Raw genomic sequence first — 11,938 nt, 5'->3', positions numbered from 1 at the left:
AACAGCCCCTCCACTGACACAGCGCCCGGTTATACCGGGCGCTGTTCTAACGCTAGACGAACACCAAATACCACCAGCACCACACCGGTAGCGGCATTGAGCGTTTGTGCAAAACGAGCGCTGGCCAACCATTTACTAGCCCCACCCACCATTAGCACCACGCTAATTTGCCAGATATTGGCAATCATGAAATGAACCCCTGCAAGCCATAATGATTTCAGCAGTGCTGGATCAGCAGGCGAGATAAATTGGGGTAAAAATGCCATATAGAACACCACGGTTTTGGGGTTCAAGACATTGGACAGCAACCCTTCTTTGATAGGCTGCCAAAATGGCACTGGTGAGCCGCTTGCCATCACGCCCTGAACAGGCAAAGGAGTGCCACGACGCGCCGCCAGCAGGCTGGAGACGCCCAGCCAAATCAGGTAAGCCGCCCCCACCAGTTTTAGCATATGAAATGCCCAGGCCGACTGCAGTAATATCAGTGAAATACCCAACGCTGAAATAGTTGCGTGGACGAACAACCCGCAGCAAATAGCGATACTTGTTGCAATACCATCTCGAACACCACCGCGGGCAGTGTTGCGGATGACGAGTAGCGTATCAACCCCAGGGCTTATTGATAGCAGCGTTATCGCCACAAGGAACGAGACAAACTGAGCATCGATAAAACCGATTTGCGTCATGAGAGGAAGCCCGCCAAAAGTTAAAAAATCTTAAGCCCACAACTGGACGTCTGAATTATTTGCTTCTACATTAATTTTGGCAGGCATTCACAAAGGATGCTTGCCCAATCATTAAGCATGTTAAGGATATGGACGATGGCGACTGGCACTGTCAAGTGGTTCAACGAGACCAAAGGTTACGGCTTCATCTCTCCTGATGACGGCGGTGACGATCTATTTGCCCACTTCTCCGAAATTCAAGCTGAAGGTTTCAAGACCCTGCAAGACGGTCAAAAAGTCAGCTTTGAGGTAACACAGGGTAAAAAAGGCCTTCAGGCTTCTAACATTCGTCCGGTCTAACGCCAGAGGAATAAAACAAGGCCCGCTCATGCAGCGGGCCTTATTCGTGTTCACTGATTATGTAAGCACATTACTCCTGGGCGCGCTCAGTTTCTTGCTCCTCACCGACACTGTCCATACTTTCACTGTCCATACTTTCACTGTCCATACTTTCACTGATCGGCTGCTCACTCTCGAGGGCCTCAAACTGCTCTTCTAAACGCTTTTGCGCTTCTTCAAAACGTCGCTCAGTGTCTTCAATTAGCGCATCTACGTCGGTGGCCTCCAAATGATCATCTAAGTCAGACGTACCGGGTAAGCTGGACTCCGTTTCCCAACTTGGGGTTGGAGCGTCACCATCCATCGGCTCCAAGACCGGTGTCTGCTGCTCGACTTCTTTAAACTGCTCATCTAAGCGGCGCTGGGCTTCTTCAAAGCGGCGCTCGGTCTCAGCAATAACGTCATCGACATCTGAACGAGTGGTTTCGCCAGGCATAGCACTGGCTTCATCGAGAGCATCTTCAGGGTCCGCTGCAAGCGTGTCTTCATCCGCCTGCACCTCTTCGTTATTGGGCGAGATTGAGGCTTCCGATGCATCATTACTGTCATCTCTCAGTGCCTCTGCTGCCTCTAGCTCCTCTGCCGCTTGGCGCGCTTCAATGTCCTCTTCTATATCATCCGCACTAGCGGCTTCATCCATCTCTTCGCTGCCATCTGCAACAGTAGGTGCTTGTTGAGCATCCACGTCACTGCTAGAGGTGTCCTGCTCATTTGTAGTCGTAGTATCTTCCTGTGCGTCGCCGCAGGCGCTTAGCAGCAGCGCGAGACTGGCTAGTAGCGGCATCCAAAAGCGATTTACCATTGGATTTTCTCCTTAACAGTGGTTCAAATAATAAAAAACACTTAGTGGCGATCATTAGCCGTCAATAGTGAGCACCCTTCTGGCAGCAGCACTTTCAGCGCAAGCGGCACTACTTCGACGCAAAATCGCTCATAGCGACGCGCCTCTCCATCTAAGGTTAACGGCCAAGGTTCATCATCTGGCTGAGTCGTTACCGACAGCTGGCTGGCGGTAAAATAGCGCACAAAGCGCCCTTCGGCTGGAAACTGCTGCAACTCATTCAGCAACGTCGGCAACTCTGCCGCTGATGAAAAGTCCTTGACCAGTAGCACATCGAAACGGCCATCGTCGAGCTTAGCTCTTGGCGCTAATACTTGCCCGCCGCCAGATTGGCGACCATTGCCCAGCGCGAGAAGTAACAGCGACGCTTCTTGCTGCTGGTCCCCCCAATGCAACGTGCCGCAATAACTACGGTGCCGCCATGCTTTCAAAGCGCCCATTAGGGAGTATGCGCCACCACCTAACATGCGCTTTAGCGTTTTAGGGGTTGATGAGGTAATTTCGGCACCAAATCCGCCAGTTGTCATGTTGACGTAATAACTAACCGCTTCTTCTGCGCCTGACTGAGCGGTCATTCTGATCACATCAATCGGCGCTGGAGACAAGTGCCTTGCGGCCTCAAGCGCTGGCCCTGGCTCCAGCGGCAAACCGAGGGAAGTAGCAAAATCGTTGGCACTGCCTAACGGCACAATACCTAGTGCTGGTCGCAAATCATGAGCAATCCGCATGAGCCCGTTAACCACTTCATTCACGGTACCATCGCCACCGCAGGCAATGACCCGCGTCGCGCCCAGCTCGACCGCTTGGGCAGCAAACTCAGCGGCATCGCCGCCTTCCCAGGTCGAACGTACGATGATCGACATCCCTGTCTTGCGCTGCTCTTCAACAGCTTCGCGCAGCGCCGGGTTACCGGCAGACTTACCGTTAATAATCAGTAAATAGTGCTGCTGTGTATCTGTCACCGGCGCATTCCCTCTCCATGGTTAGTTCGCTGGCTTACCTTATGCCAGCGCTTTCTCAACAACTTCGAATACGTTTGACGATAAAGGCTCCTGCTTAATACGCACAAGTTCATCGCGCATTAACTGTTGACGCTCTTCGTCGAAACGCTGCCAACGGGTTAACGGTGTCACCAGCCGTGCAGCTATTTCGGGATTCAGGCGATTTAGCTCAATAACCACATCGGCTAACAGCGCGTATCCTTTACCATCTAAACGATGGAAATTAATCCGATTTTGGGCAAAGGCTCCGATCAGGGCACGCACTTTATTAGGGTTCTTAATTGAAAATGCTGGGTGCTGCATTAGATATTGAACACGTTCCAGAACATCTGGCTGCGGGCGTGACACCTGTATGGTGAACCACTGATCCATCACCAACGGGTCATGTGCCCATTTTTCGCCAAAGGTCTTCAGTGCTGGAGACGCGATATCATCACAGTCACTATGAACCAACAAGGTCAGCGCAAGACGAACATCGGTCATGTTATGTTCCGCAGCAAACTGCGTTTCGCAAAACGTAATGCCCGCTTCGTCCTCAATCGCCATTAAATAAGTTAAGGCGACGTTTTTGAGGCTACGCTGGGCGATCTGTTCAGGCGTTGGCGCGTAGGGTTCATCGCTTTGGTTCGCTTTATACACGGCGACAAATTCATCACGCAGCGCAACGGCTAACGACTGACGCACGAATTCGCGAGCGGCGTGTATTGCGTCCACATCTACAATCGGCTGCTGCTCGGCAATATAGGCTTCAGAGGGTAGCGTCAGCATTTCTGCCAGCACCGCTTTATCGCTCATAGCGCTGGTAAGCAGCGTTCTAAAGGCTTCCACAACACGGCTATCCATGACCTTTTCAACACCATTACGGTGTGCAGCGATTAGATCATCTAACGCCAGCATAGCAAGCCGCTGGCCCGCATCCCAACGGTTAAAGCCATCGCTGTCATGCGTCAGCAAAAACGCAAGGTCTTCACGCGAATAGGGAAAGTGTAGCTTTACGGGTGCAGAAAAATCGCGCAGCAGTGAAGGAACAGGCGCTTCAGCAACATCAGTAAAGACAAACGTCTGCTCATCTTCAGTGAGATGAATAACAGCGTCGTTACCTAGCTTCTCACCTGACAGTGTTAATGTCAGATCCTGCCCCGACTTGGTGCCCACTAGCCCCATACGTACGGGAATGTGTAACGGCAGTTTGTCTGATTGTCCTGGAGTCGCGGGGGTACGTTGGCGCAGAGTGAGATGATACTCCCCATGGGCGTAATCGTATTCACCGTGCGCATCGATTTCAGGCGTGCCTGCCTGGGAGTACCAACGCATAAATTGGCTAAGGTCTACATCAGACACCTCGGCCATGCAGCCCACAAAGTCTTCGATGGTCACTGCCTGACCATCAAAACGTTCAAAATAAAGATCTGAGCCACGACGGAAGTCTTCCCAACCCAGTAAATTACGCAGCATGCGCACAACCTCTGCGCCCTTTTCGTATATCGTCAGGGTGTAAAAGTTGGTGATTTCAATAAAGTGGTCTGGCCGGATCGGATGCGCCGTCGGCCCTGCATCTTCGGCGAACTGAGCAGTGCGGAAAAACGACACGTCTTGAATGCGCTTAACGGGAGCCGAGTTGGTGTCGGCGGAAAAGCACTGATCACGAAATACGGTAAAGCCCTCTTTTAAAGAGAGTTGGAACCAATCACGGCAAGTCACTCGATTGCCTGACCAGTTGTGAAAATATTCATGGGCAACAATCCCTTCCACATTTTGGAAGGCTGCGTCCGTCGCGGTATTGGGATGAGTTAATACCGCAGCGGAGTTAAATATATTAAGCCCTTTGTTTTCCATTGCCCCCATATTGAAGTCATTCACTGCCACAATCATAAACAGATCAAGGTCGTATTCACGGCCATAGGTCTGTTCGTCCCATGCCATAGCACGCTTAAGGGAGGCCATCGCATGTTCGGTTTTATCTAGGTTTTCTTGCTCGACCCACAACTGCAGCGTCACGCTGCGGCCGCTCATAGTCTCAAAAGAATCTTCCACCTTATGCAAATTACCGGCAACTAAAGCGAACAGATAGCAGGGTTTCGGGTGCGGGTCTTCCCAGGTTGCAAAGTGGCGGCCATTTTCCAACGCACCTTGATCAACAGGGTTACCATTGGCGAGTAGCACTGGCTCACTGGTGGCGTTACCAATCACCGTTACCTTAAAAGTGGCCATCACATCAGGACGATCGGGGTAATAAGTAATTCGCCGAAAGCCTTCTGCTTCGCACTGGGTGCAATACATGCCGTTAGATTGGTACAGCCCTTCCAACGCAGTATTGCTGCTGGGAGCTAGCTCTACCTCACTCTCCAGCATAAAGGTCTCTGGCACATCCGCTATGTGCAGCACCTCATCCGTTAACTGATACGCAGCATCAGCCAAAGGGCTACCATCGATAGCGAGTGATATCAGCGTCAGATGCTCACCGTTAAGCACTAACGGCGACTGTGAATCAGCGCTTGGATGACGCTCTATTTGCAGGCGTGCTTTTACGCGGGTTGCTGCAGGGTCAAGATCAAACGTCAGCTCGGTATGGGTAACTAGGTAGGCGGGCGGCTGATAGTCGCTTAAATAAACCGGCTGCGGATCAGACATAGTGCGTGACTCCTGTAAGCTTATAAATTATTTGATGAGGCAGCGCCTAACGCTGCATCATCGTATTACTGTCGATCGAGTTAATTAATCACGGAAGTTATCGAACTGTAGCGGTAGTTCAGGCCCCTCTTCGCCACGTAAAAGCGCCATCACGCTCTGAAGATCGTCGCGTTTTTTACCCGTAACGCGCACTTTTTCACCCTGAATCTGAGCCTGTACTTTTAGCTTGCTGGCTTTGATACGCTTAACCACATCTTTTGCTTCAGCCTGATCAAGCCCCTGCTTTAGAACGACCTCCTGACGGGCTTTCACGCCAGACAACACCGGGTCTTGAATATCCATACAACGGGCATCAATCCCCCGCGCGATCAGTCGATTGCGCAACACGTCAAGCATTTGTTTTAATTGGAAATCAACCTCAGCTTCAAGCTGAACTTTCTCTCCTTCAAGTGAAAAGCTGGCATCAACACCTTTAAAATCAAAGCGCGACTGCACTTCACGGTTTGCTTGGTCGATAGCGTTGGACGCTTCGTGCTGATCAAACTCTGACACAATATCAAATGAGGGCATGGCATCATTCCTAGTAAGACATGACCCACTATTCTAGAGCAGCTAGCCCCTACCCGGCCAATTTCTTACATAATGTGTCTTGCAGCGCTAATTTCGGCACCCCCCAAAACTTGAACAGAATTCACCATTAACTATACAAGACTTAACCACAGCAATATTAAATTGGCGCTGGATGAATTAACCTAGCCATCATTTACTTAATCACTTACCGATGGACACCGACCATGAGCGATCGCGATGCACGTCACAAAGCGTCGATGGAAAAACTGAAAGCCCGCGTTGACGAAAAAGTGGCCAACGCTACCGAGCAGCGTGGGCTGTTGTTGATAAATACGGGCAATGGCAAAGGTAAGACGACTGCCGCCTGGGGCACCGTCACTCGCTCGCTTGGCTATGGCTATAAAGTTGGTGTCGTGCAATTTATTAAGGGATTATGGGAGTGCGGTGAACGCAATCGGCTGGAAGAAGACGCAAATCTCAGTGTTGCCATCATGGCCACGGGCTTTACTTGGGATACCCAGAATCGCGAGTCAGATACCCAAGCTTGCCAAGCAGTATGGCAAGAAGCTGAAAAAATGCTCGCAGACCCAGCGACTTATCTGGTTGTCCTGGATGAAATTACTTACATGTTGAAGTTCGGTTATTTAGATATTGATACCGTTAAGCAAGCACTGATCAATCGACCGCAAGAACAAACGGTGATTATTACCGGACGCAATGCGCATCGGGATTTAGTGTCAATGGCGGATACAGTGACAGAGATGCAAGAGGTACGGCACGCGTTTAACAATGGCCTGCAAGCCCGTCGCGGCATCGACTTTTAGTTTCAATACGGATGCTAAAAAGCAAAAAGGGGCGATTAAATCGCCCCTTTTTTCAACTTCTCAATTTTTTTCAACTACTCAATTATCTCAGCAGCTGACAAACACACACTATTTATGCATGAATGCTCGCTTAGCCTTCAAACGGGTTACGCAGGACAATCGTTTCCATACGGTCAGGGCCAGTTGAGATAATATCAATGCTGGTACCTACCTGCTCTTCTAAGAAGCTGATGTAAGCACGTGCATTGGCAGGCAGATCCTCAACCTTCTTAGCGCCCAGGGTAGATTCTTTCCAGCCCGGAAGATCATGGTACAGCGGCTCAACAGCTTCGTAGCCTTCTGAATCAACCGGATTATCCAGCACATCGCCATCTTTACTACGATAACCCACGCACACACGAATATTTTCCAGGCCATCCAAAACATCAAGCTTGGTTAAGCAGATACCAGAGACTGAGTTGATCTGCACCGCATGACGCAATGCTACGGCGTCAAACCAGCCACAACGGCGCGCGCGCCCCGTGGTTGCTCCAAACTCATGCCCACGCTCGGCTAGATGACGGCCATGGTCGTCAAAAAGCTCGGTCGGGAATGGGCCAGAGCCAACGCGGGTGGTATAGGCTTTGGTGATACCCAGTACGTAGTCAAGGTAAAGCGGGCCAACACCTGAACCGGTAGCCGTTCCGCCAGCGGTGGTATTAGAGCTGGTGACGTAGGGATAGGTACCGTGATCAATATCCAACAGCGAGCCTTGAGCACCTTCAAAGAGGATGTTCTCACCGGCTTTACGCAGATCATGCACCATACTAACGGTGTCTGTAACCATAGGCCGTAGCTCTTCGGCCATCTGCATAGCGCTATCCAGTACTTCCTGGAAGTCCACCGCTGGCTCGCCGTGATAGTTCACCAACACAAAGTTGTGGTAGTCCAATACCTCGCCAAGCTTCGAGGCAAAACGCTCACGGTGGAGCATATCACCTAAACGCAGACCACGACGGGCAACTTTATCCTCGTAAGCAGGCCCGATTCCACGACCAGTGGTGCCGATCTTAGCAATGCCGCGCGCTTTTTCACGTGCTTGGTCCAAACGCACATGGTAAGGCAGGATCAACGGACAAGCCGGTGACAAGCGCAAGCGCTCACGTACCGGCACGCCCTTCTCTTCAAGCTCACGGATCTCTTTGATCAGCGCTTCAGGCGACAATACTACGCCATTACCGATCACACAGGTTTTACCTGGACGCAACACACCAGAGGGAATCAGGTGAAGAACCGTTTTCTCACCGTCAATCACCAAGGTATGGCCTGCGTTATGACCGCCTTGAAAGCGCACCACTGCTGAGGCTGATTCGGTGAGCAGGTCAACAATCTTGCCTTTGCCTTCATCACCCCATTGGGTACCCAGGACTACGACATTCTTACCCATTATGCACTCGTCTCTTGTGTCAGGGTCATTGTCTGCCAACGACCGTCAATAAACTCAAGACGGCGGTCACAACTGTGCTCCGCCGGCCCAGTACGCTGCCCAGGCAGCGCTTGAATCACGCGTTCACCCTGCTCACGCAGCGCAGCAATGGCAGCGTTAAGCGACTCTTCTTCTTGGGCAGGCGCCCAAACAGCCCCCTGGCTGGGTGAAGCCAGCGCCAGGGATGCCAATTGTTTTAAATCCATAGAAAAACCGGTCGCCGGACGCGCACGCCCAAAAGCACGGCCAGTGTCATCATAACGCCCGCCTTTGGCCAATGCATGGCCATAACCAGGCACATAGGCAGCAAACATCATACCAGTGTGGTACTGATAACCACGCAGCTCCGCTAAATCAAAATAGAGCGAAACATCAAAGCGCGCCAATACGCCTTTATAGAGTGCTTCCAACTGGTCAAGTGCCGCCCTCACCGGCGCGGGGGCACCGGCAAAACGATCTCGTGCTTGCCCTAACACACTTGCATCACCATGCAGCTCACCAAGCGCTATCAGCATATCTGCCAAAGCTGGATCGCTGACACTGCGGTGAACGAGCCCAGCTAACTGGCCCGGCGATTTCAGCGCTAGTGCTTCAAACAGCGCCCGCTCCTGCTCATCGCTAAGCGCAGCTGCCTCGACAAAGCTACGATAAATGCCAATATGGCCCAGCGCCAGGTGAATTTCATCAGCGCCCGCTGCTTTTAAGCTGGCCAGTGCCAAATGAATAATTTCACTGTCAGCTTCTAAACCTGCGTGACCAAACAGCTCGACCCCTACCTGCACAGGGCTTCTCCCACCCTGGTGCTGGTCGGCTTTAGCGCGCAGCACATTCGTGCAGTAGCACAATCGAACCGGCCCTTGCCGCTTCAGGGAGTGGGCATCCATACGCGCCACCTGAGGAGTTACATCGGCAGATGCACCCATCATGCGACCCGTTAGTTGGTCAGTTAATTTAAACGTCTGAAGATCTAGATCGGTACCGGTACCCGTAAGCAAGGAGTCCAAAAACTCCACCGGCGGCGGCATTACTTGGTCGTAGCCCCAGCAATGGTAGAGATCAAGCAGCGCACGGCGCAGCTCTTCCATGCGGCTTGCCTGAGGCGGCAGCACCTCATCCATGCCGTCGGGCAATAGCCAGCGGTCAGCGATGGTCATGTGAACAATCCTGCGAGACAATGAAGGCCCAAACAAGCAGCTACATCATGACGCGTTTTAGGCGTTCATGGACAAGCGCTAGTGAAATGAGGGCCACAAAAAAACCGGGCGACGCCCGGTTAATTAAGTCTATCACGTTTGTGCGCCAGATGAACCCCGCTAGGATTGCATAACCTAACGGGGCTGGGCACACATATAACTACTCTCCGTTACTAGGAACCGCACTACGCAAATAGCGGAAGAAATCACTATTCGGTTCCAGTACCAGCAGGTTGTTATCACCTGCGAAGCTTTCACGATAAGCGTTCAAACTGCGCCAGAAAGCGAAGAACTCCTGATCCTGACCATAAGCCTGGGAGAAAATGGCTGCCGCTTCTGCATCCCCTTCACCACGCAGCGTTTCAGAACGCTCATTGGCCTGGGCGAGCAGTACCTGACGTCGACGATCAGCGTTAGCGCGAATACGCTCAGCCTCTTCCTGACCTTGCGCACGCCATTCGCGGGCTTCACGCTCACGCTCTGAACGCATCCGCTCAAATACCGCTGCTGATACATCCTCTGGCAAGTCGATACGCTTGATACGAATATCACGAATCGCGACACCCAACTCTTCACGCATTAACTCATCAAGGTCAGCGGTAGGCCCCGTCATCAGATCATCGCGCCGTTCGGCGATAATCTCCTGAAGGTTCAAGCGACCAAACTCGTTACGTAAGCTTTCGTCTACACGCGGCTGAATCAGGCGTATCGCCATTAATTCATCGCCTGCAGTTGCTTCGTAGTAACGTGTGGGATTGACTACCTGCCACTTAACGTACGAGTCGACAATAACCGCTTTTTGCTCAAGGGTCAGATAGCGACTGGTGTCAGTATCAAGGGTCAGCAAACGCGTATCAAACTTACGGATCGTTTGTGCAATCGGTATTTTGACATGCAGTCCTGGCTGAATATTCTCTTCGATGACTTCACCAAAACGCAGCTTAACGGCACGCTGGGTTTCATCCACTACATACAAGCTATTACTAGCTAGCCAAGCCACAGCGGCCAAGCCACCTACGATTAGCAGGGATCGATTATTAATCATTTAGCGGCCCTCCCTGCGAATGGGGTTACTTGATGACGAGGATGAAGAACTGCTCTGACTCCCCCTCAGTGAATCCAGAACCCGCGGATCAATCGATTCACTTCTACCATCACCACTGTTACTGGAAGAAGCATTACTGCCAGCAGCGCTACCACTACGCATTTGATCTAGTGGCAAATACATCAAAGGCGCATTTTCACTTACATCCAGAAGCACTTTGGGAGTATTACCAAAGACGTCTTCAATCGCATCCAGGTACATACGTTCACGCATGATGCCAGGCGCGTTGCGATACTCGGTCAACAACGCGTTAAAGCGGTTAGCTTGACCTTGTGCTTCAGCCACCACCGACTCTCTATAACCTTGACCTTGCTCAACGACACGCTGCGCTTGGCCTTGAGCCGCTGGGATAATGGCATTGGCATAGGCCATCCCTTCGTTGATCGTACGCTGACGATCTTCACGTGCGCGAATAACATCATCGAAAGCATCGATAACGGGTGCAGGCGCGGAGGTTGACTCAATGTTAATTGTCTGTAGACGAATACCAGCGCCGTAAGCATCCAAATAAGATTGGAGGCGGCTGGCCACAGAGCTACCTAAAATTTCACGACCAGAGGTTAAAATGTCGATCATGTCAGTGCCGCCGACAACGTGACGCAAGGCGGAGTCCAAGGCATTCTCGATAGACAGTGCTGGATCGCGTACGTTTAACACGAAGTCACGTGGATTGGCCACTTGATACTGAGCAGAAATTTCCACTTCAACGATGTTTTCATCACGCGTCAGCATAGACTGCGTTTGAGAAACTGACCGAACACGGGTCACGTTCACCATACGAACATCGTCAATTAACGGCGGATTCCACTGCAGGCCTGGGTCTACGATGCCCTGATACTCACCGAAACGCAGTACGACGCCACGCTCAGACTGGTCGACCAGATAAAAACCGGATGCGGCCCAGATAGCTAAAGCGACAACGACCAGCAAACCAGGTAGCGCTAGAGAGTTACGCGGCTTACCACCACCGCTTTTACCACTCCCATTACCACCATTACGTTTTTTGCCACCGCCACCCAGCATTCCGTTTAATTTATCTTGAAATTTCTTTAGTGCTTCATCGAGGTCGGGCGGACCTTGATTATTGCCACCATTATCACCTCCACCATTACTTCCACCACGATCACCGCCGTTATTACCACGTCGGCCACCACTGCTCCAGGGGTCGTGCTGGTTGCCACCACCAGGCTCATTCCAGGCCATACTTCTTCTCCACTAAGGTGTTCACCTGCACTTAGCCTTAC

The 11,938-nt window shown here is 51.6% G+C and carries 11 protein-coding genes; 2 read left to right on the top strand and 9 right to left on the bottom strand.

The annotated features are described in order from the left end of the window. Nucleotides 1-29: 29 nt before the first annotated feature. Nucleotides 30-686, bottom strand: a complete 657-nt coding sequence (locus tag INT19_RS14355) for a LysE family translocator (RefSeq protein WP_193061275.1) — start codon at nucleotides 684-686, stop codon at nucleotides 30-32. Nucleotides 687-821: 135 nt separating this feature from the next. Between INT19_RS14355 and INT19_RS14350 the strand changes: the two genes are divergently transcribed. Next, the gene (locus INT19_RS14350) at nucleotides 822-1,025 is read left to right on the top strand and encodes a cold-shock protein (RefSeq protein ID WP_009721950.1); all 204 of its coding nucleotides are present in this window, start codon (nucleotides 822-824) and stop codon (nucleotides 1,023-1,025) included. Nucleotides 1,026-1,095: 70 nt separating this feature from the next. Here the strand turns inward: INT19_RS14350 and INT19_RS14345 are convergent, their stop codons facing one another. From INT19_RS14345 to INT19_RS14330, 4 genes are all read right to left on the bottom strand, one after another. Beyond that, nucleotides 1,096-1,866: a hypothetical protein gene (locus INT19_RS14345; protein ID WP_193061274.1), complete on the bottom strand. Its 771-nt coding sequence runs from the start codon at nucleotides 1,864-1,866 to the stop codon at nucleotides 1,096-1,098. A 41-nt stretch (nucleotides 1,867-1,907) separates the two neighbouring features. Then, the gene (gene yegS, locus INT19_RS14340; protein WP_193061273.1) at nucleotides 1,908-2,867 is read right to left on the bottom strand and encodes a lipid kinase YegS; all 960 of its coding nucleotides are present in this window, start codon (nucleotides 2,865-2,867) and stop codon (nucleotides 1,908-1,910) included. A 39-nt stretch (nucleotides 2,868-2,906) separates the two neighbouring features. Continuing rightward, nucleotides 2,907-5,537 carry an aminopeptidase N gene (gene pepN, locus INT19_RS14335; RefSeq protein WP_193061272.1) on the bottom strand — a complete coding sequence of 877 codons (2,631 nt, stop codon included), beginning with the start codon at nucleotides 5,535-5,537 and terminating at the stop codon, nucleotides 2,907-2,909. 84 nt (nucleotides 5,538-5,621) lie between these two features. Beyond that, on the bottom strand, nucleotides 5,622-6,107 hold the full coding sequence (locus INT19_RS14330) for a YajQ family cyclic di-GMP-binding protein (RefSeq protein ID WP_038485589.1): 486 nt from the start codon (nucleotides 6,105-6,107) through the stop codon (nucleotides 5,622-5,624). A gap of 224 nt (nucleotides 6,108-6,331) precedes the next feature. On the opposite strand from INT19_RS14330, the gene cobO reads away from it, so the two are divergent. Next, nucleotides 6,332-6,931: a cob(I)yrinic acid a,c-diamide adenosyltransferase gene (cobO, locus tag INT19_RS14325; protein ID WP_193061271.1), complete on the top strand. Its 600-nt coding sequence runs from the start codon at nucleotides 6,332-6,334 to the stop codon at nucleotides 6,929-6,931. Between the two features lie 130 nt (nucleotides 6,932-7,061). Here the strand turns inward: cobO and INT19_RS14320 are convergent, their stop codons facing one another. The 4 genes from INT19_RS14320 to hflK form a co-directional block, all read right to left on the bottom strand. Then, nucleotides 7,062-8,357: an adenylosuccinate synthase gene (locus INT19_RS14320; protein ID WP_089037615.1), complete on the bottom strand. Its 1,296-nt coding sequence runs from the start codon at nucleotides 8,355-8,357 to the stop codon at nucleotides 7,062-7,064. Further along, nucleotides 8,357-9,550: an ATP phosphoribosyltransferase regulatory subunit gene (locus INT19_RS14315; RefSeq protein ID WP_193061270.1), complete on the bottom strand. Its 1,194-nt coding sequence runs from the start codon at nucleotides 9,548-9,550 to the stop codon at nucleotides 8,357-8,359. Before INT19_RS14315 ends, INT19_RS14320 begins: the two co-directional genes overlap by 1 nt. A 199-nt stretch (nucleotides 9,551-9,749) precedes the next feature. Beyond that, complete coding sequence (gene hflC, locus INT19_RS14310; protein ID WP_193061269.1) at nucleotides 9,750-10,634, bottom strand: protease modulator HflC; 885 nt, start codon at nucleotides 10,632-10,634, stop codon at nucleotides 9,750-9,752. Further along, nucleotides 10,635-11,897, bottom strand: coding sequence for an FtsH protease activity modulator HflK (gene hflK / locus INT19_RS14305; protein ID WP_193061268.1), 1,263 nt, complete (start codon nucleotides 11,895-11,897; stop codon nucleotides 10,635-10,637). Nucleotides 11,898-11,938 lie beyond the last annotated feature (41 nt).

Source organism: Halomonas sp. 3A7M (assembly GCF_014897875.1).
Lineage (GTDB): Bacteria > Pseudomonadota > Gammaproteobacteria > Pseudomonadales > Halomonadaceae > Vreelandella.
This window is presented reverse-complemented; position numbering and strand designations above follow the sequence as displayed.

Coding starts and splice junctions, on each gene's coding strand:
- pepN (WP_193061272.1), bottom strand. CDS start 5,537: ATGTCTGATCCGCAGCCGGTTTATTTAAGCGACTATCAGCCGCCCGCC.
- hflK (WP_193061268.1), bottom strand. CDS start 11,897: ATGGCCTGGAATGAGCCTGGTGGTGGCAACCAGCACGACCCCTGGAGC.
- INT19_RS14320 (WP_089037615.1), bottom strand. CDS start 8,357: ATGGGTAAGAATGTCGTAGTCCTGGGTACCCAATGGGGTGATGAAGGC.
- INT19_RS14355 (WP_193061275.1), bottom strand. CDS start 686: ATGACGCAAATCGGTTTTATCGATGCTCAGTTTGTCTCGTTCCTTGTG.
- cobO (WP_193061271.1), top strand. CDS start 6,332: ATGAGCGATCGCGATGCACGTCACAAAGCGTCGATGGAAAAACTGAAA.
- INT19_RS14345 (WP_193061274.1), bottom strand. CDS start 1,866: ATGGTAAATCGCTTTTGGATGCCGCTACTAGCCAGTCTCGCGCTGCTG.
- INT19_RS14330 (WP_038485589.1), bottom strand. CDS start 6,107: ATGCCCTCATTTGATATTGTGTCAGAGTTTGATCAGCACGAAGCGTCC.
- INT19_RS14315 (WP_193061270.1), bottom strand. CDS start 9,550: ATGACCATCGCTGACCGCTGGCTATTGCCCGACGGCATGGATGAGGTG.
- INT19_RS14350 (WP_009721950.1), top strand. CDS start 822: ATGGCGACTGGCACTGTCAAGTGGTTCAACGAGACCAAAGGTTACGGC.
- hflC (WP_193061269.1), bottom strand. CDS start 10,634: ATGATTAATAATCGATCCCTGCTAATCGTAGGTGGCTTGGCCGCTGTG.